Origin of the sequence: Sorangium sp. So ce693, assembly GCF_051521375.1 — a bacterium.
In the GTDB taxonomy this organism is placed as follows: domain Bacteria; phylum Myxococcota_A; class Polyangia; order Polyangiales; family Polyangiaceae; genus Sorangium; species Sorangium atrum.
In genome coordinates this window covers 4,524,485-4,544,329 of record NZ_CP150347.1, presented here as the reverse complement: position 1 = coordinate 4,544,329, position 19,845 = coordinate 4,524,485, and the positions used below count along the sequence as shown (strand labels likewise).

Here is a 19,845-nt window from a genome sequence, read left to right as displayed (position 1 = left end):
AGCCCGAGCGAGAACCTCCGCCAAGTCACAGTACTATTGTAGTATTTCGTCAAATCTGGATGTTCTGGCAGAGGGCGTGGCGTGGCAGCCGGCCGGCGTTCACGCGTCGGATGGGCTCAGTTCACGCGAGGCGAACGCAGGGACGTTCGGCTATGCTGGAGACGTGCAGCGTGTCGTCGACCTCCCTGATCGGGGCAGACTCATCGTCGCCACCGATTTACAGGGCAATGTCGCGGATTTCGAGCGAATCGCCGAGATCTTCGAGCGGGCGGCGACCGGCCGTGACGGCGCGGTCCTCGTGATCACGGGCGACCTGGTCCACGGGCCCGAGCTCGACGAAGGTGAATGGCCCGACTACCTGGGCTCGTTCTACCGGGGCGATTCCGTGACCTTGTTGAAAAAGGCGAGGAGTCTCGCGGAACGCCACCCCGGCAGGGTTCACTACCTGCTCGGCAACCACGAGCACGCGCACGTGGGAGGTCCGGTGGTGGCCAAATTCTTCCCGGACGAGGCGCTGCGGCTCGAAGACCTCCTCGGCCCGGAGGACACGCTGGCGATGCGGAGCTGGTTCCGCGGGTGGCCGTTCGTGGCGGCCGCGCGCGCGGCCCGGCTGGTCATGTTGCATGCGGCGCCGCACGCCCGCATCCAGAGCCGGCAAGATCTCGATCGGCTCCCGCTCGACGGGTTCCTCGACGTACCGCTCTCGGAGATGAGCCTGCACGGGACGCTCGGCGCGCTGCTCTGGGCGCGGAGCACGTCGAGCGACCGCGCCTATGCCTTCCTCCGCGCGATCGACCCGGACGCTCGCGTGGCGATCTACGGGCACGACGTCGCGCGCGAGGGGTATGCCACCGAGCGCGAGCCGCTGCTCTGCCTGTCGACGAGCTTCGGTTGCTACGACGGCGACAAGCTCTACCTGGAATGGGATCTCGCCGAGCCCGCGGAGAGCGCGGCCGACGTCGCCTGGCGCGGGCTCCGGTCGCTGTACCCCGACGCGCCGCGCGTCCACAGCGAACCCTGAGCGTCCCGACGAGAACGTCGCCAGGACGCTAGCGACCGAGCTCCTCGACGAGGGCCGCGACGCCCTGGTCGATCTCGGCGTCGGTGAGGTATGGCGCGGGGCCGATGCGCAGCACGTCACGTCGGGCGTCGACGAGCACGCGCCGGGCGCGGAGGCGCTCCACGACGTCGCCCGCCCGCGCTGAGCGGACGGCGACGAAGCCGCCACGGCGCTCGGGCTCGCGAGGCGAGACGACGTCGCCGCCGCGGCCCGCGGCGTCAAGGACGCCGAGGATGCGCCCGGTCTGCCGGAGCGATATCGCGCGCAGCCGCGGCACGGTGAGGCCGAAGCGATCCCAGTGCGCGATCACCGCGGCGGCGCGGTAGACCGCGGAGGGGTCGAACGTGGAGCCCGCGAACCGCGCGCCCCCGGGCGCGTACGCGACGCCCCCGCTGCTGCCCGCGAGCGAGCCGAAGTCGGCGAACCAGCCGGTGAAGACCGGGCGCAGCCCGCAGCCGTGCGGGACGCGCATCCAGCAGATCCCCTCGCCCATCGCCGCGTACTTGTAGCCCCCCGCGACCGCGAAGACATGAGGCGCGGCGCTGCCCCACGCGAGCGGGACGACGTTGAACGCGTGGTAGGCGTCCACGAGCGGGACGGCGCCGATCTCGGCCGCGCGCGCGACGATCTCGCCGAGCCGCGGCACCACCGTCGCGCTCTCGAAGAGCACAGCCGAGATCGCGAGCATCGAGGTGCCCGGCCGGAGCGCCGCGAGCAGCCGGTCGGCGAGCGCGTGGCGCGGCTCGACGCTCACCCAGTCGATCTCGACGCCGTCCTCGGCGAGGCGGGCGAGCTGACGCCTGAGCGAGTGGAACTCGCCCTGCGTGGTGACGATCCGGAGCCGCTCGCGCCGCGGAAGCGACGAGATCAGCCGGTAGACGAGCTCGTGGGTGTTCTGACCGAAGGCGATGGCGTCGCCGCGCTCGAAGCCCATCCGCTCCAGGATCGCCGCGCCGACCGCCGAGAGCCTGGGCAACACCGCGGCGTCCCACTTGCCGTCGACGAGCCGCGCGGCGTCGTCGAAGCATGCGGCGAGCGCGTCGCGCGCCACATCAGGCCAGGCCTGGTGCGAGTGCCCCGTGAGCAGGATGCGCGGCGCCGCGTCCCCGGCCGGCGCGAGGAAGCGCGAGTACGCCGCGCGGAACGCGTCGAGATCGAGAGAGAAGCCCTGTTCCACGTCTCCTTGCATTCCAGCTCTTCAGTCGAGGCGTCGCCGGCGGACACGCTGGGCGACGAGGCCCCGTAGCGCTGCCGCTTAACTCACTTCGCTGCTCACTTCCACCCAGCCGGTCCGTGCGGTGCGGTGCCTTGCGCAGGATGCGTGGATTGCGTCCTCAACGCGTAGAGCGGCCCGGAGCGCTCTGCCATCTGCCGCTGCCCCACGCGCGCGCCGACGGTCCAGGCGGCCGGACGCGAGGGGACGCGCTTCTGCGCGAGATCGAGCGTCGGCGGGCCGGCTCCTCGCCGTGCCACGACGTGCTCGCCTGGGCGAGGAGGCGAAACGCGCGGCGGGGGCGCGCCTCGGGCCGGTCCGATCATCGTAGGGGGAGGTAGCTGTCTCGGAGCCATGTGGAGCGGCACGCGCTCCGGATCGAGGTGGGAGGTTCCATGGCGGGCGAGGATTGCCGCGGCGTGGGAGGGGGGCCGGCGCGTCGGCGCGCTAGACTGCGCAACCTGCCGATGCGACCGCGCGCGGAATACCTCGAAGGGCTCGTCGACCTCACGTCCCACGACGACCCGAACGTCCGCCGCGCGCTCTTCCGGCAGACGATCGCCTCGCTGGCCCTGGTCGACGCGCTCGATGGATCGACCCCGCTCGACTCCCTCAGCCCGGATGGCCTGCTCCGGAGCGTCCAGACCGCCATGGCCGACGGGCTGCTCGACGATCTGAGCTGGCTCGCGCCGGCCGCGGCGAGCGTGGCGCTCTACGAGATCGCCGGGGCGCTCCCGCTCGGGCCCGAGCGGCGCGAGCTGGGCAGGCGCGTCCTGGGACAGCTCTATGCCGGCAACGCAGCGACGTTCGTCGCCCTCGCGACGCGCATGGCGGCCGGCTCGGCCCGCGGCCTGTCCGGGGCAGGGATCCGCGCCCGCGTGATGCTCTCGCTCTGGCTCCCCGCCGGCACCGACATCCCGGTCGAACCGCTCGCGCTCCTGCTCGCCTCGCGGCGCGAGCTGTCGCGCGACTGGATCGCCGCGCCATCGACCGGCTCGCTCCCGGAGCGACGCCTCGCCGCGCGCCTGCTCGAGCGCGCCGCCCGCGAGGCGACCCGCCGGGCCACGCAGGGCGACGACCTCCCGCTCCGGCTGTTCCGCAACGTCGGCGACGGGCGGCGGCGCGACCTCGACCGCAACGCCGACGGGATCGCGCTCGCCTGGCAGACGCTCCTCGCCGATCGCGAGCCGCTCGTGTGGCGCCACGTGGCCGCGGCGCGCGGCCTGCTCGCCGGGGTGCTGCCCGACTTCGACGAGGAGGTGCGCGCGCTGCTCGCCCAGGATCTCTCCCCCACCGAGTGGCGGCGCGGCGCGGCGTCGCTGGCCGCGAGCATCGCCGTGGATCCGGACGGCGCGCTCGGACGCGCGATCGAGCTGCTCCGGAGCCCGCTGCTCGCCGCGGATCCGGGCATCGCCACGGCGATGGCCTGGGGGCTCCCCGTCGCGGCCGACGCGGAGCCCGAGGCCGCCGACGCGCTGCTCGACGAGATCGCGCGCACCTCCCCGATGGCGACCGCCGAGGCGATCGTCGAGCTCCGGCGCGAGCTCCGCGGCGTGATGAGCCGCGGCGAGCCGTTCGGCGCCCGCGCCGCGGCGCGCTGCGCCCGAGCGCTCGAGGACGCGCTCGAGGCCCCGCCCAGCGCGCACGTCCGCGACGACGGGCTCGCGGCGCTCGCGCGCGTCATCCACCGCGACCTCTCGATGGACAGCGCCGGGGTGGCGCTGCTGCGCGGCGCGCTCGACGGCGCCGTCGCGGCGTTCGTCGAGACCGGCCCGCGCGACGCGCACGGCCGCGCGCTCGAGGCCTACGCCCTGGCGACCGAGGTGGTGGGCGCGCTCGAGGAGATCGAGCTCTGCGAGCACGACGACGCGCAGAGCACCGCGGCGCGCAGGGCCGCGCTGGGGCTCGTGCGCGAGCTCGACGCCGAGCTGCTCGGCTCCGGCCTGCTGAAGAGCCTCCTGCTCCTGAACCGGCGGCCGAGCGAGGACGCGACCGGGGTCGCCTCCCTGGACGATCTCGACGAGCGGCTCGCTCGCTGGCTGCTCCGCGCCGAGGGGCCCGCCGCCCGGGCGAGCGCCTCGCCGCCCCTGCACGTCACCGTGCACCAGCGCAACCTGCGCGCGCTCATCCACCTGATCGACGGAGAGAGCACCGATTTCGGCAGCGAGCCCGAGCTCAAGGCGCGGGTGCTCGCACGCTGGACGGGCGCCATCAGCGTGCTGCTCGACCGGCTGCGCGCCGAGCGCGGCTCGTCGCTCCGCCGCGCCATCGCCGCCTCGGTCGCCCGCGGCCTCGACGCGCTCGTGCGCGAAGGCGCCGCCGACGCGGCCGACATCTTCTTGCATGCGGCGATGCGCGGCGGCGACCCCGACGACCTCGACGTGCTCGGCCAGGCGAGCATGCACCCGGACGTCGCCCAGCTGCTGCGCGCCTACGCGCGGTTCGCGCGCGGCGGGCGCGAGGGCGGCGCGCGCGCGACGGAGGGCGACGCCCCGGCGTCGCGCCGGTCGACCCGACAAGGCGGCCTCGACGCGGAGCTCGCCGAGGCCGAGCGCGCGCGCGTGGCGCTCGAGCGCCTCGCCGCACTCGAGGCGCTCGTCACGGCGCTCCCTGCAGGCGCGTCGCAGCGCACGGAGATCGTGCGGGGCGCGCTCGCCCGCCTCTCGCGCGCGCTCGGCGCGCTGAACGCGGCCCGCGCGCTCAGCGCGCTGACCGGCGCGGGCGACGGCGACGTGGACGCCTCGCCGCTCGCCGCCCTGGAGGAGGCCTTGACGCGCCTCGCGCAGCTGACCGCGGGCGCGCGCCGGCGCTGCGGGGAGCACCCGGCCTCCGCGCCCTCCGGCGCGACCGAGCCGCTGCGCCTCGCCATCGAGGTCGCGCTGCAGGACGAAGGCGACGCGGAGCCGAGCGTCGCCGCGCCGATCGAGGCGCTCGTCTCGGCCGCGCGCGCGAGCATCCCGAGCGCGCTCGCCGATGTGGTCGCCCTCGTCGCGCCGCGCGTCCTGCTGCTCCCGGTCCGGCGGCCGAGCGCGCCGAGCGGGGTCTCCCTGCCCGAGCAGCCGCTGCCCGCGTGGCTGCCGAGCCGGCGCACGCTGGGCGGCTTCTACGTGCACCGCCAGCTCGGCGGCGGCTCGCTGGGGACGGTGTTCGTCGTCACCCGCACCGAGGAGCGCCACGATCCATCGGCGGAGCGCTTCGCCCTCAAGGTGCCGGAGTACGATCACACGGCGGCCAGGAGCGTCTCGGAAGCCGACTTCCTCCGCCTGTTCCGCGAGGAGGCGGGCGCGCTGCTCTCGCTGCCCGATCACCCGAACATCGCCCGCTTCGTCACGTTCGACGCGGGCGCCCGCCCCAAGCCGATCCTCGTGATGGAGCTCATCGAGGGCATCCGCTGCGACAAGCTGCTCGACGCTCGAGGCCTGACCTCCCGGAGCGCGGTGGCGCTGCTCGACGGCATCCTCGCCGGGCTGGAAGCCATGCACGCCGTCGGCGTTGGGCACCTCGACATCAAGCCGACCAACGTGATCCTTCGCGGGGGACGCGAGCCCGTGCTCGTCGATTTCGGCCTCGCAGGCCGCCACATCCGCCCCGGCTGCGCCACCGGCTGCTACGGCGCCCCGGAGATCTGGGGCGTCGTCCCCGCCGGGGTCACGCCGACCCCGCTCACCGCCGACATCTACAGCTTCGGCTGCCTCGCCTACGAGATCCTCACCGGCAAGACGCTGTTCGACGCGCCCACCGAGGTCGCGCTCATCACGGCGCACGTCACGCACGATGGGCTCCCTGCGCCGATCAAGCGCATCGCCGACGATCCAAGGACCGCCGACATCGCGGCGTTCATGTATGCCTGTTTACGACACAACCCGAACGACCGCGCGAACGCCTCCTCTCTGAGAGAGATGCTGCTGCGGATCACCGGTCAGCTCGCTGACCTGAGATGGCCGCTCGACGACGAGCGGGCTGCCAGGCCCAACGCTGGTGGGCCCCGGAAAGTCCATACAGGAAATTCCTGATGCGTTTTTCCTCTGAATCCTGTCGGCCCAAAGAAGGTTTTAAGCAGTAGGTTGTTTCTCGGCGGCGCGTTCGGGGGGGCCGCGTATCAGGCCGCCATGGCCCCCGGGTCAGCGCTGCTCGATTCCCATCGACGTACCGGCGCACCCCGGCGGCCAACCTTTCTCGATCGCGGCTGAGCGCTGGAGTCGCGCCCCGCGATGCTCTAAGGGCGGCGTCGTTGATCCCTGCGCTGAAACCGCCGCGCGACGAAGCCGAGCTCCGGGGCCGAGCAGCCGCGCTCGCCGGCCTGACGCTCGCCGATCTGGCACGCGCGCTCGGTTGCGCCGTGCCCCGAGGCGGCGTGCGCACGAAGGGAGCCGCCGGCGCGCTCCTCGAGCGCGCGCTAGGCGCGACGGCCGGCTCGACATCGAGGCCCGATTTTCCCCACCTCGGGATCGAGCTCAAGACGATCCCTGTCGACGTGGCTGGGGCGCCGCAGGAGTCGACGTTCGTCTGCTCGATCTCCCTCTCGGACGCCGATCGTGCGGAGTGGGAGACGTCGCGCGCTCGCGCGAAGCTCGCCTGTGTGCTGTGGGTCCCGATCATCGCCTCTCCTGGCCGGCCGAGCGAGGAGCGACGGCTGGGCGTCCCGCGGCTCTGGCGGCCGACGGACGCGCAGGAGCGCGTCCTGCGCGCCGATTTCGAAGACCTGATGGGGCTCATCGGCATCGGCGCCGTCGAGGCGCTCACCGCGCACGCGGGGCGCTGGCTCCAGGCGCGGCCGAAGGCCGCGAGCGGGCGCTCGCGGACGCTCGCGTTCGGACGCGACGGGGAGATGATCGCCGCGCTGCCGCGCGGCTTCTACCTGCGCCCCAGCTTCACCGGCGCGATCCTGAGCGATCCGGCCGCGATCCCGGCGTGACAGGCGAGCCCCTTTCGCGAACGGGCGCCGCTGCGCGCGTCACTTGCAGGGGACGACCTTCTTGGAGCCGTCCGGCATCGTGGCGGTGCACGTCTCCAGCGAGAGATCGTCGTTCACGGTCGGCGTGACGGTGCGCGGCGGCGCCGGCTCGTCCACGGCAGCCCCCCCGGCTTCCGCTGGGCGCGTGCGCCCTCGCCCTCCAGCTCCGGCGCGCGGCGGCTTGCCCGCGCTGGCGCTTGGCGCCGTCGTACCCGCTGCGGACGGCTCGCTCCCCGCATCCACCGCTGTCCCGGTCGGGCTGACGCCCGCATCCGATGGGCCTGCGTCCGCCTCGCTCGCGCCTGCGTCAGCCGTCGCTGCGGTGCCCGCGGGGACAGCGACCGTCGGGCTCGCGGCGGCCGTGTCCGGCGCCTGAGGCGCCGTCGCCGTCGGCGCGCCGGGAGCCGCGGTGTCGGCAGAGGAAGGCGCTTCCGCCGGAGCGGTCGCCTCGCTCCCTCCCACAGCGAAGCGGCTGCGCTGGAACTGGAGCGCGCCCCACGCGCCCACGAGGACGGCGACAGCCCCGACCGCCACGTAGAGCATCGTGCGCCCGCGGCGCGGGACCTCGTCCTCCACCGGGGGCGTAGAGCTGCCCGTGCGCGCGCCCCTGTCGCTCACCGACGGCCCGCTGCTCGTGCGCGATGCGCGCGACGTCCGCGTCATGGCCGCCCGCGACGCCGGCGGAGGCAGGTCGAGCTCCACGGCGTGCTGGCGAAGGATCCCGCCGATGGTCGTGCGCGTGCCCGGCGCGGCGTAGGGCGCGAGCGCCTGAACGAACTCCGCGATCGACTGGAAGCGATCCTCCGGCTCGCGCGCGATCGACTTCTCGATCACCTCGACGAGGCCCTCCGGCACCTCGGGGCGGAGGTCCTGGAGCGCCTCGGGCGGCGACGTGTAGATCTTCGCGCACAGCTCGGGGAAGCTATCGGCGACGTACGGCGGCCTGCCGCCGATGATCTCGAAGAGGCACACGCCGAGCGCGTAGATGTCGGTGCGAGGATCGACGCTCTTCGAGGAGCGCATCTGCTCGGGGGACATGTACAGCGCGGACCCGAGGATCGTGGTCGTCTGCGTGAGCGAGACGTTGCCCGTGTCGCCGGTGAGGATCTTCGAGACGCCGAAGTCGAGCACCTTGATGTGCGGGGCGCCGTCCGGGCGCTTCGTCAGGAACAGGTTCGCCGGCTTCAGATCGCGGTGGACGATGCCGAGCGCGTGCGCCTCCGCGAGCGCGTCGCACGCCTGGACGATGTGATCGATGCACTCGCCGATCGCGAGGGTGCCCGACTCGGCGGCGTGGCCCGCGAGGTCCACGCCGTCGAGCAGCTCCATCACCATGTACGGCTCGCCGCTCTCCAGGGCGGCCACGTCGAGCACGCGCACGACGTGGTGCGTCTGCAGCTTGGCGACCGTGCGCGCCTCGCGCATGAACCGCTCCGACGCCTCGGTGTACGACATGAACTCCGGGAGCAGGAACTTGATGGCGACACGCGTATCGAGATCGAGGTGCAGCGCCTCGACCACGAGTCCCATGCCTCCACGGCCGATCGTGCGCTCGACGCGGTACTTGCGCGCAATGACGGTGCCAGGCGCAATCGTGTAGACGTTGTCAGCCTTCGGTTCCCCCGGGCCGAGCGGAAACGCAGCCGTCTCCGGGCCGACCGAGACTTCTCCTTCGGTCGAGTCCGGCTCACCAGAGGAGGGCGCCATCGAGCTAAGGTATACACGTCGCGCTTCTCCGAAGCGATTCCCCTCACGCCGCAGGAATGCAAAGAGCTGCGAAAAAACGACTCCCAGGTGGGACGTGCGCGTGGAACAGGCGGAAGCAAGCGCAACCCAGGGCCAGCCTGCGCTCCTCACGCACCGCCACACCGCGGACGAAGCGCCTGCACGGTCCGTCGGTGAGGCGCCGACGACCGCCGTTCCTTCAGGTTCGGCTCAGCGGTCGGCCTGCGCTCGTGGCCCCGCAATGCCAGTTGACAGCGAGCTCAGCGGGTGCGCGCTGGCGGGGTCCGGGAGCGGCGCATGTTCGCCGTCGAGGAGGTCCGGTGCGGTCCCTCGGTGCCGTGCGCCGGGGTTTGCCGCGTCGCCTTGAGGTTGCCGAGATCGGCCTCGATCTCGACGCCTAGGGCGCGGCAGCGCCGGATGAGCCGCTCCAGATCGACACCCGCCTCGATCAGCAACCCCGAGGGGGGCGACGGATCGACGAACATCTCGGCCGCCGGCCGCCGCGTGCGGAGCAGCTCGCGGATCTCGGGATCCTCGATCCAGAGGAAGCCGGAGGCGCCGACGAAGCTCGCCTTGCCGATGACGACGCTCGCCTGGATGAGCATGCGCGAGATGGTGTCCGGCAGCGGCGCGACCGCCTCGATGCGAGAGCGCAGGGCGTCGCTGTCGAGGCCCACCGACAGCGCGCGCGCGATCGACGGCGGCGTGAGCAGGAGATCGACATGATCGCCGACGCGGCCGATCTCGGCGAACGCTGAGAGCCCGAGCACGGCAGCGACCCTGGCGCTCGGGCCGACACGCAGCGCGTGCGCCTCGACGAACTTGCTCTTGCTGTTGTCCGAGCTCGGCGCGGAGCCCGCGAGGAGCGCCCGCCCGCGAGGCGTCAGCCGGAGGGCCAGCTCCGCGCTCGCCACGTCCTCGGCCCCGCCGAGATCGATGATCCCGAGCGCCGGCAGCGACTCCAGCGCGATCCGCCGCGTGATGTCGGGGACCTCCGGCGCCTCGACCGAGGCGCGCTCGGCCCAGCGACGGACCAGCCGCTCGACCCCCGCGATGCGCTCGTCCGCCGCCAGGTAGCCTTGCAGCGACTGCCAGGGGACCCAGCGGCCCTCGCCGAGGTCGTGCAGCGCGTCGAGCACCATCTCGCGGAGCGCGCCGATGGGGCTCGCGTCGCGGTTGTCCGACGCGACGCGGAGCACCTCCCGCTCGGCGCGCGCCTCATCCCACGCGCCGCCGCGGCGCCACGTCGTGAACAGGAGCGGCGTCAGCTCCTGCACCAGGAGCGAGCCGGGCGGCGTCGCGGGCGACGCCGCCGAAGCGTCCCAGAGCCCGACGGCGCGCGACAGCGCGGCGACGAGCGCGACGCCATCGACGTCCCGCCCGAAGCGCTGCGCGAGCCGGACGAGCAGCGACCGCGGCGTCCCGACGCCGGGGCGCACGTCGCTGCCGGGCTCGCGCACGCAGTACGCGAGCGCCAGCGCGAGCATCCCGGGATCCGAGGCGAAGCGGGCGCGCCGCGGGGCGTGATCCTCCTCCAGGACGAACGACCGGATCTGCTCGCGCCGCTTCTCGCGCATCCGGCGGCGATCCGCGCCGACGATCGCCGCTACCTCGGTCGGCACGACGTGCCGGTTCGGATGGATCGGGATGAGGAAGGCGCGGCGCTCGAGCGCGAAGCCCGCGCCGCGGCGGCTCGCGGTCACCCCGCTCGCGCTGCGCAGGCGCATCGGCTCCCGCTCCAGATCGAGCAGCTCCTGCGTGTCCACCTCGCCGCCGACGGCCTCGATGGACTCGAGCAGGCGGCGCTCGACGGGCGCGAGGCGATCGATCTCCTCGCGGAGCCGGTCCGGATCGCTCAGCGTCTCCCACGCGTTCTCGAGGGACAGCGCGATGGGCGGCGTGGCCGGGCGGCCGAGGTAGTGCGTCGCGATCGCGCTCATCGTCTCGAAGGGCGCCTGCGCGAGCAGCGCCCGGATCGCCCGGGGGTCCTCGCTCTCCCAGCTCTTCAGCTGGACGAGGAACGCGGCCGGGAGCACGAGCTCGATGCCCTCGTCGGTCTTGCGCGCGTAGACGACGCCACGGGCGATGAGCGGCTCGAGCCCGGCCGGGAGCGACGGGACGACGAGCACGCCGCCCGCCTCGGCGATGCGATGGAGCAGCTCGCGGCTGGCGGTCGGGAGCCGCGACGGGTCGCGCACGTCGGGGAGGCCGACCAGCGCCCGCGCCGCCTGAGAAGGCGCGTCGATCCGCTTCGCGGCGTCGATGCGGATCCCCATGCGTGTGATGAGGCCCTTGAGCTCCGACTCTGGGAGGGCGCGAAGGATGGCGTCGAGCCGCCTCGGCGACTCGTCGAGCTCAGCCTCATCACTGCTCGCCATGCCTCCCGATTCGCGTGTCACCCGACCTTGCTCCTCATCTGCAGGATGCCCCCGCCCCGACTGTCGTCCGTTGGTTGTGGTCATGCGCTCGACTTGATCTCCCGGATATCCGATGACCCACGTTAACCAGCGGAATAGTCAGCCTCCTACCGTACACCAGGATGCTCGTCCAGCTTCAAGAAATCGAGCACTTTCCTCCGTCGATCACAATTTTCTCCGATCGCAATTTCGCTCGCTGGCCTCGCGGCGCCTCCTTCTCGCTCGTCGGTTCTTCGTTTGTTCTTCGCCGGTTCACCTCGGTTCACCTCGGTTCACGTCGGTTCACGTCGGTTCACGTCTGTTGTTCGTCGGTTCACCCCGCTGTGGTTCGCGTCGTCCTCGCACGTTCCTCGCGCGTTCGTCGCATGGTCACCCGCTGTTCGCCCGATTCATCTCAGGCATCTCAGCCCGTATCTCGAGCGCTCGTCCCGTGTACCGCGACCGCACGAAACCGCACGCAACCGTACGCAATCACACGCGCTCGTACGCAATCGCATGCGGCCGCGGGACCACGCTCGCGGTGCCGTGATGCGCCGCGCGCGCGTTCGCCTCACGCGGCGCTCGACACGATTTGCCGCTCGCTCGACGTTGGCGACGTCCGCGACGTCGGCCGCTCGACGTCCGCCGCGCGATTCCGCCTCGGCGTGGCTGGCCCGGTCGCATGAATTCCGTCGCGCGCCACGCTCGCGGCGTCCCGATGCGGCGCGCCTGTCGTCCTCGTCAGGGGGAGCTGACCGGCTCGCTGGATCGCTCACGAAGAAGGCTCGGCGACGAGCCGCGCTTGCCTTCCCGCGGGCCCACGTGGGAACGTCGCACACCTCCTTGATTTCCCGTCCCTGTTCGAGGCGCACCATGCTGTGCTCCACACCGCACGCCCGAAGCAATGAGCCCTCTCCCCCGCGCACACGCCCGCGGATCGACGCCATCAGGCGACTCCTGAGTGACCCGGCGCCGTTTGCGCCCATGGCGTCGAGTGGAGACCCATCTTGATTCTGCGCGACCCGGTCCACGGCTTGATCGAGTTCGAGAGCGGCGAAGCGGCCATCGTTCCGCGCCTGCTCGGCGCTCGCGAGGTGCAGCGGCTGCGGCGCATCCGTCAGCTCGGGCTGACGTCGCTCGCCTTCCCAGGCGCCGAGCACACCCGCTTCTCGCACGCGCTCGGGGCCGCTCACGTGATGCGCCGCCTGATCGCGAGGCTCCGTCAGATCGATCGCGACCTTCCGTTCTGGCAGAGAGTGACCAGCGACCGCGCGCGCGACGCGATCGCCGCAGCGTTCCTGCACGATCTCGGCCACGGCCCGCTGTCGCATCTCTTCGAGGAGGCCATGCCGGGAGCGCTCCACCACGAGCGCTGGACCGAGCGCATCCTGCTCGACCCGTCCTCGGACGTGCACCAGGTGCTCGTGCGCCAGGATCCCTACCTCCCGCAGCGGGTCGCCGACCTCATCGGCGGACGGCACGAGCTGCCGTACCTCGCCAAGGCGGTGAGCGGGACCTTTGACGTCGATCGCTGCGACTACCTGCTCCGCGACGCGCACGCGACGGGCGTCAGGTACGGCGAGTACGACCTGCCGTGGCTGCTCCGCAGCCTCAGGTTCAGCGACGTCCAGGTGGAGATGCCCGGCGGCGGCGCCGCGTCCGCCCCGCCGGCGCCCGCGCTCGCCATCGACGGGACGAAGGGGATGAGCGCGATAGAGTCGTTCCTGCTCGCCCGCTTCTTCATGTTTCAACAGGTCTATTTCCACAAGACGACGCGCAGCGCGGAGTGGATGATCGGCGCCATCCTCCGGCGCGTCGTCGCCCGCCTCGCCGCCGGGGACCGGATCCCCGAGGTCCCCGCCGCGGTCGCCGCGATGGCCGTCGGCGAGATGCCCACCCTGGAGCAGTACCTCGAGCTCGACGATCAGGTGCTGCTCGGGGCCATCCACGCGTGGGAGGCGGCGCCCGATCCCGTGCTGTCCGATCTCGCCCGCCGCCTGCGCGTGCGTTCGCTCTTCAAGTCGGTCGAGCTGTTCCCGGAGCCCGGCGAGTCGCCGGCCGAGCGCGACGCCCGGCGCGCGGCGGCGCTGGAGACCGTGCGAGAGATCGCGCAGAGCGGCGGGCTCGACCCGGATGTGTACGTCGGCGTCGACGTCGCCGAGGACACGCCCTACGCCGAGGACGAGTCGCTCATGGTCGTCTACTCCAGAGGGCGCCCGCGGCGCCCCGCCGAGGTGTCCTTCTTGCTGGATCGGCTGCGCAACGAGACGATGACACGCACCCGGATCCTCTTCGCGCCCGAGCTGCGGGATACGGTGCGGGAGGCGCTGATACGCTGATGACCACCAGGAACAAGGCAGCCCGGGGATCGTCCGAGCCCGCGCGCGCGCGCCGCGCCATCACCAGAGCAGTCGCCGGTATTGCAGCGCTCGCGGCACTCGGGGGGGCGTCCACGGCGCACGCGGAGGGCGATGGGGCGTACGGCCGGCTGGACGGAGACCTCGATCTGCGCGCGGGCGCTGGCGCCTCGTTCGCGGACGGCGGTCCGGCGCTCTGCGCGCGCGGCGCCGCGGTGTACCTCTCGACCGCCGGCCTGTATGCGCACTACACCGACGCGCTCGGCGCAGACGGGGCTCCCGTCGCGCGCTCGATCGCGGGCGGCGTCTTCATCCAGCCGCTCTTCCTCGCCCGCTATGCGAGCGATCTCGAGCGCAGCGCGCCCTGGCTCGACCTCTTCATCGATTCCGTCGCGCTCGGCGTGGGCTCGTTCTGGGAAGCGCCGCCGGGAGCAGGGCTCGCCGCAGAGCCCGGGCTCGAGCTCTCGCTGTCGCTCGACGTGCCGCTCCTGGGAGACGCCACGGGCCCGTTCCTCGGCGTGCGGGGTGCGCTCCGCTTCCGCGGGCCGGAGCTCTCGGGCGACGAGGGCCCGCGCGACGCGCAGCGGGCGATGGTGTCGGTCACGCTGGGCTGGCACCACGTGCTCCGCGCGCACCTCGTCGACGCAGGCGATCGTGCCCCCGCCCGGGCGGCGGTGCAGCGCGGCGTGGTTGGCGCGAGGACCCGTTGAGCGCTGCGCTCGGCGAGCTGCGCGCGGCGCTGGTGGCCGCGTTCCGCGCCGGGCTGACGGAGCTCGACCCAGCAGGGCTCGTCGAGCGCGCGCTCGACGCCGAGGCCGGAGCGCACCGCGGCCGCGTGTTCGTGATCGCGGCGGGGAAGGCGGCGCCCGGGATGGCCCGGGGGGCGCTCCGCCGCTGGGGTGACAGGATCGCCGGAGGGCTCGTCATCACCGTCGCGGCCCCGGCGCTCGCCGCGCGCGATGAGACGACATCGCCGACCGACCCCGAGGAGACCGCGCTGCGCCCGCTGCGCGTGATGCGCGCGGCGCACCCCATCCCCGACGCGCGCAGCGTCGACGCGGCCGAAGCGGCCCTCGCCATCGCGGCCGCGCTCGGGCCCGAGGATCTCCTGATCGCCCTCCTTTCCGGCGGCGCGTCGGCGCTGATCGCCGCGCCGCCTCCGGGCGTGTCCCTCGCGGACAAGCAGGCCGTCGTCGCAGAGCTCCTGGAAGCAGGCGCGCCGATCCAGGACGTCAACCTCGTTCGCCGCCACCTGTCGCGGATCAAGGGTGGGCGGCTCGCGGCGGCGGCGGCCCCGGCGCGCGTGCTGACGCTGCTCATGAGCGACGTCGTGGGTGGACTCCCGCACGACGTCGGCTCGGGTCCCACCGTCCCGGACCCGACGCGCGTGGAGGAGGCGCTCGCCGCCCTCGAGCGCTGGGCTCCCCGGTTCGCGCGGCTCACGCCCGCGCTCAGCGAGTCGCTGAAGCCAGCGGACGCGCGCCTCCTGGAAGCGCGTGTGCTCGCCGATCCGGACAAGCTCGCCGAGCGTGTGGCGGCGGCCCTCGCCGACAGGACAGGGCTCCGCGCCGCCGCCGCCCCCGCCGAGGACGGCGATGCGCGCGCGATCGTGGAGCGCCGCCTCGCGCTCGCGCGCACCCTCGCTCCCGGCGAAGCCGCCGTGATCCCCTGCGAGCCGACGCTGGCGCTGCCGGCCCACCGCGGCGCCGGCGGCCGCGCAGGATGGATCGCGCTCGCCGCCCTGCGCGGCTTGCCGCCCGACGTCGCGCTCCTCTGCGCGGCCTCCGACGGCGTCGATGGCAGCTCCGGCGCCGCGGGGGCGGCCGTCGCCCGCGCGGCAGCAGCCGCGATGGACGACCGCGCGATCGACGCGGCGCTCGCGCGCTTCGACGACGCCGTCGTTCATCGCGCGCTCGGCACGCGTGTCGAGACCGGGCCGACAGGTCACAACCTCACGGACCTGCACATCGTTGCGCGAGACTTCCAGAGAGGCGCGCACGTGTGAGCTCACGCGGCAACGCGCGCTGAGGCGCGGCGGCGCGCGTGAGTTCACGCGGCAACACGCGCTGAGGCGCGGCGGCGCGCGTGAGTTCACGCGGCAACGCACAGCCGCGTGAACTCACGCCGCAGCGCGGACTACGGCGCGAGCCGGCGCGCGCAGGCGCGATGAGCGGCGCGCGCCCCGGGGCGGCGCGCCCTCACTGCGGCTCGGCGACAGCGGCCGTGGTGTCGCCCATCGCCTCGCGCACCGCGAGCGCGAGCGCGCAGCTGTTCGCCTGCCGCTGCCGCGCATCGAGCACGCTCCCCTCGATCGAGGGCGTCCCGCCGATCAGATTGCCGCTCGCTTCGCGGCGCACCCGCAGGATGGGCTTGCCGTCCGACAGCCGCCACACCCCGACCCGCGCCATGTGCGGGACGCCGAGCAACGCCTCGGTGCTCGCCGCTCCCTCGGCCGGCTCGTCGAGGACGAGGAGGTAATACTGCGCCCGCGTGAGGAGCTCCGCCGCTAGCGGAACATCGTCTCGGATCGTGTCCTCGAAGCTGGATTCCAGCAGCCGCAGGCGGAGCTCGCTCGAGGCATCCTGTGCGTCACGCACCCACTCGTCCGAGAGGACCTGCATGGTCCGGTAGGCGACGCGCAGGTTGAAGGGCTGCGCGGGCCTGGAGCAGCGCTCGGCCTCGTTGCAGTACTCGCCCGCGGGGCAGTCCCGCGTGCGCTTGCACTCCGCGCCGGCCAGCGGGTTCGGGTTCGGCACACGCAAGAGACACGCAGTGAACGCGTCGCGGAGCGACTGCTGCGCGTTCTTCCGGACGGCGTCGACGCCCGTGGCCTCGTCCACCCGGAGGCGCAGGTAAATACCTGCAAGCTCACGGAAATTCCACGTCTTGAGCGCTTCCCGATCCACGAGATCGGCGCCAGCGCTCCGCGCCAGATCGAGGGTCCAGCCCTCCACGCGCTCGCGCATGGGGAACCAGCGCGGGCCGAGCTCGACGGCGACCGCGCGCTGGCGCGCCATCAGCTTCTGGCGCGCGCTCTCCATCTGCCCCTGCGACCACTTCCAGTGGAGGATCGCCGAGACCGCCAGGACGAGGGCCGTGTAACCCCAGAACTTCGCCGGGGGCCAGCGCATCTTGGAGCGCGCCTCGCGCGCCTTGTAGACCGACGGCAGGCCGCGCTCGCGGGGCGGCTGTTCAGAGGACATAGCAGAGGCTCCACGCAGGAGGCCCCAGCCCGATCACCCGAGCAAGGCAGCCTCCTCCACGCGAGCCGCGTAGAGGCGAAGGCCGCGCCGAGCGCGCCGCTGGAGCCACCACGTTCCATGGTGACCGAGGCCGCCGGGGGTCGCCCGGCGTGCCCCATCCTTCTGTGCTCGATAGGTCAAGAAGCGGGGATCACTGCGACTTCGGGAGCTTGCTGACCATGAAGCTGACGTTCGGGTAACCGGCGAACGCCGCGGTCTGGAACACGCTCTTCACGACCAGCGCGGGCACGTTCTGATCGACCTGGAGGATGCACACGCCGGGGAACGGCTTGTTCGGCTGCACCTGCTTCCACAGCTCGCGCTTGTTCTTGAGCAGGTTGAAGAGCTCGTCGATCTTCTGAAGCCGCCCGAGCTCCTCGATCGCGCGGGTCGATCCGGCGAGGGCGCCGTCGACGAGGATCTGGTTGCCGTTCACGGCGACCATCGGCGCGTCGATGACGTCCTCGACGTTCTCCGCCTTCGGGAGCTTGACGTTCTTGTCGACGGCGATCTCGCCCGACGCCGAGAAGGACATCAGGAGGAAGATCACGGTCACGACGAGGAAGTCGATGAAGCTCACGAGGTTGAGCCCAGCGTTCGGGCTGCGAGCGCCGTGCCCGGACACCTTGTTCCACACGAACCGGAGCGGCACGCCCTTCATCAGCCGGCGGCCCGGCTGGTGGATCACGTGGGCGTGGGGGTTCTTGTGGTGCTTCGGATTGAACCTATCCATGTGCGCGCTCCTGCCTCAGCGGACCGAGAACGTCATGTTGAACACGGGGACCTGCTTGTTCCCATCGGGCAGCCGCATCTCGCGCTTGGGCGCGTAGAGCGCGTCGAGCACCGCGACGATCTCCTTGAAGGGCGTCCGGTTGTCGGTGTGGAGGATGGCCTGGTCGAGCTTCTTGTCGCTCGGGTCCCGGTGGCCGCCGTGGGTCTTCCACTCCTCCTCGATCCGCTTCGCCAGCTCGGGGTAGCGGACGATCTTCGAGCCCGCCTCGCCGATCTCGACGGGCGACTTGTTGACCTTGACCTCGTTGACCACCGTCGCGCCCTGCTTCCACACGAGCCCGAACTCGCTCTCGCCGATGTGCAGGTTCAGCACCTTCTCCGGCGTCTGCGGGGTGAGCTCCTTGTTCGGGTCCGGAGGGCCAGGGACCTGGGCGTCCGCGTTCATGCGCGAGTTGGTGACCCAGACCGCCGTGATCAACAGGAATGCAATCGTGACCATCAGCAGGTCGATGAACGGGATCATGTTGATATCGCTGTTCGTCGACCGCTTCTTGCCGCCACCGTCGCCGACGTCTACGCCGCCCATATTGCCTTCCCAACGTGAGCCTGAGCTCACCTATCCAAGTTGTTCCGGGGAACGCCCTGCCCGCAGCTCGCGGTGGGCCACCATGCTGGGTCTGACTTCGTCGCTCTTCCGAAGTTCCCGGGGCCCCGGCGGCGGAAGCCGCCGTCGGGGGCTTCGAGGCGCGAGAGCGGGCCCAGGCTGCATCGCGCGCGAAGGGCGCTCGACGACCCGGGCCCGCCGAGGACCATCAGGCAGCCGCCTGACCTACTGCTGCGACATTCACCTTCTGACGGTTCGCGACGACGAGGTTGAGGATCTGCACCGACGCCTCGTTGATGTCGTCCTCGATGTGCTGCGTCTTGCCGTTCAGCACGGCGAAGCCGATGAGGCCGATGATGGCCACGCCGAGGCCGAAGGCCGTGCAGTTCATGGCCTCGGAGATCCCGAGCGCGAGCACGCGGGCCTTCTGGCTGGGGTCGACCGACTCGCCGGCGACGGAGCCGAACGACTTGATGAGGCCCGTCACGGTCCCGAGGAGGCCCGAGAGCATCGCGAGGTTCGCGAGCAGCGCGAGGTACGAGGTGCGCGCCGAGATCTTCGGCAGCTCGCGGAGAGCCGCCTCGTCCATCGCCGCCTGGACCTCCTCGTCGGGACGGTTCACCTTGACGAGGCCGGCCTGGACGATGCGGGCGAGCGGGGCGTTCGCCGCCGAACACATCTTCACGGCCTTGGCAACGTCACCCGCCAGGATGCACTTCTGCATGGTGGCGAGAAAGACGTCCTTGTTGATGGACGAGCCGAACAGGTAGAGGGCGCGTTCGACGATGATGCCGATCGTGAGGATCGACCAGAACAGGATGGGCCACATACCCCACCCACCCTCTTTGAAAGCTTCATACGCTCCGTGCATTGCTTCTGTCCTCCAGTTCGCCTCGCGTCCCCGGGATGAGGTTTCGCGCAACTCGATCGGTTCCCTTTGTCAGACTCGTGTTGCCGAGGGGCGGCAGTCTTTCACTCACACGTAAAGACGGATGAGAGGCCTATTTTTGCTTGGCGGCGCTGGCCGTGGACGGCGTGCTGCTGTCGCTCTCTGGCGAGATGCCCACGGGACGCTAACCGAGCGGCGCTGACCTCTGCAAGAGTCCTGATCGTCTCTTCTGGTGCCGGCGCCCTGCGCCGTCCCAGCTCTCCCACCTGTCGTCCAAGACTGACTTCGCGTCGTCGCGCCAGGGGCCCTTCATGGCTCTGGGCGCGGCTCCCCGTTCACCGCAGAGCGTGCCGCCTTGTGGCCGAGCTACGCCGACGCGCCCGGGGGACTCGCGCATCTTCGCGATTGAGACCCGGCGCCGTCAAGAGAGATTTGGCCACACGTGAGCGCTCTGATACGGGCAAAACTTTACAACAATCGCGGGGTTATGTCATGATCGGCCGGGCGCGATGCGGGTCGACATGCGGCAGATCCCGCGAATTTCAGGGGGCGCAGCGCCCGCATGACCACCGCCGGCCCGATCGCGCGGCGCGGCAGCGCGAGCCGCATCACCCGAGAGCGAGCGCAGCGGCTCATCCGCCCCGGGGGACGCGGCATGGCGGAGCACGGTGGC

General features: G+C 72.1%; 13 protein-coding genes. 6 read left to right on the top strand and 7 right to left on the bottom strand.

Features of this window, described 5'->3' with window-relative positions:
* Positions 1 to 163: 163 nt before the first annotated feature.
* Positions 164 to 1,021: a metallophosphoesterase gene (locus tag WMF14_RS17175; RefSeq protein ID WP_437329761.1), complete on the top strand. Its 858-nt coding sequence runs from the start codon at positions 164 to 166 to the stop codon at positions 1,019 to 1,021.
* A gap of 28 nt (positions 1,022 to 1,049) precedes the next feature.
* Here WMF14_RS17175 and WMF14_RS17170 read toward each other — a convergent pair whose 3' ends face one another.
* Positions 1,050 to 2,249, bottom strand: a complete 1,200-nt coding sequence (locus WMF14_RS17170) for a kynureninase/PvdN C-terminal domain-containing protein (RefSeq protein ID WP_437802226.1) — start codon at positions 2,247 to 2,249, stop codon at positions 1,050 to 1,052.
* A gap of 419 nt (positions 2,250 to 2,668) precedes the next feature.
* Here WMF14_RS17170 and WMF14_RS17165 point away from each other — a divergent pair, with 419 nt between their 5' ends.
* Both WMF14_RS17165 and mutH read left to right on the top strand, forming a co-directional pair.
* Positions 2,669 to 6,286: a protein kinase domain-containing protein gene (locus WMF14_RS17165; RefSeq protein ID WP_437802224.1), complete on the top strand. Its 3,618-nt coding sequence runs from the start codon at positions 2,669 to 2,671 to the stop codon at positions 6,284 to 6,286.
* A 218-nt stretch (positions 6,287 to 6,504) separates the two neighbouring features.
* Positions 6,505 to 7,188 (top strand): DNA mismatch repair endonuclease MutH, encoded by a 684-nt coding sequence (gene mutH, locus WMF14_RS17160; RefSeq protein ID WP_437802222.1) that lies wholly within the window; start codon positions 6,505 to 6,507, stop codon positions 7,186 to 7,188.
* 39 nt (positions 7,189 to 7,227) lie between these two features.
* On the opposite strand, the gene WMF14_RS17155 is transcribed toward mutH, so the two are convergent.
* Together WMF14_RS17155 and WMF14_RS17150 are read right to left on the bottom strand one after the other, a co-directional pair.
* Entirely contained in the window at positions 7,228 to 8,934 is a 1,707-nt protein-coding gene (locus tag WMF14_RS17155; protein WP_437802220.1) for a serine/threonine protein kinase, read from the bottom strand.
* Positions 8,935 to 9,212: 278 nt separating this feature from the next.
* Entirely contained in the window at positions 9,213 to 11,330 is a 2,118-nt protein-coding gene (locus WMF14_RS17150) for a hypothetical protein (protein ID WP_272098218.1), read from the bottom strand.
* A 1,025-nt stretch (positions 11,331 to 12,355) separates the two neighbouring features.
* Between WMF14_RS17150 and WMF14_RS17145 the strand changes: the two genes are divergently transcribed.
* From WMF14_RS17145 to WMF14_RS17135, 3 genes are read left to right on the top strand one after another with little or no spacing between them, the layout of a single operon-like run.
* Complete coding sequence (locus WMF14_RS17145) at positions 12,356 to 13,687, top strand: HD domain-containing protein (protein ID WP_437802218.1); 1,332 nt, start codon at positions 12,356 to 12,358, stop codon at positions 13,685 to 13,687.
* Positions 13,687 to 14,415: a hypothetical protein gene (locus tag WMF14_RS17140; RefSeq protein ID WP_437802216.1), complete on the top strand. Its 729-nt coding sequence runs from the start codon at positions 13,687 to 13,689 to the stop codon at positions 14,413 to 14,415. The genes WMF14_RS17145 and WMF14_RS17140 overlap by 1 nt, the downstream gene beginning before the upstream one ends.
* Positions 14,412 to 15,710 carry a DUF4147 domain-containing protein gene (locus WMF14_RS17135; protein ID WP_437802215.1) on the top strand — a complete coding sequence of 433 codons (1,299 nt, stop codon included), beginning with the start codon at positions 14,412 to 14,414 and terminating at the stop codon, positions 15,708 to 15,710. The genes WMF14_RS17140 and WMF14_RS17135 overlap by 4 nt, the downstream gene beginning before the upstream one ends.
* Positions 15,711 to 15,903: 193 nt before the next feature.
* Here WMF14_RS17135 and WMF14_RS17130 read toward each other — a convergent pair whose 3' ends face one another.
* The 4 genes from WMF14_RS17130 to WMF14_RS17115 all read right to left on the bottom strand — a co-directional run bounded on the left by WMF14_RS17130 (position 15,904) and on the right by WMF14_RS17115 (position 19,112).
* Positions 15,904 to 16,908 carry a hypothetical protein gene (locus tag WMF14_RS17130; RefSeq protein ID WP_272098214.1) on the bottom strand — a complete coding sequence of 335 codons (1,005 nt, stop codon included), beginning with the start codon at positions 16,906 to 16,908 and terminating at the stop codon, positions 15,904 to 15,906.
* A gap of 190 nt (positions 16,909 to 17,098) precedes the next feature.
* Entirely contained in the window at positions 17,099 to 17,680 is a 582-nt protein-coding gene (locus WMF14_RS17125) for an ExbD/TolR family protein (RefSeq protein ID WP_020735583.1), read from the bottom strand.
* 15 nt (positions 17,681 to 17,695) lie between these two features.
* Entirely contained in the window at positions 17,696 to 18,265 is a 570-nt protein-coding gene (locus WMF14_RS17120; protein ID WP_272098213.1) for an ExbD/TolR family protein, read from the bottom strand.
* A 226-nt stretch (positions 18,266 to 18,491) separates the two neighbouring features.
* On the bottom strand, positions 18,492 to 19,112 hold the full coding sequence (locus tag WMF14_RS17115; RefSeq protein ID WP_231864858.1) for a MotA/TolQ/ExbB proton channel family protein: 621 nt from the start codon (positions 19,110 to 19,112) through the stop codon (positions 18,492 to 18,494).
* Positions 19,113 to 19,845: the final 733 nt, after the last annotated feature.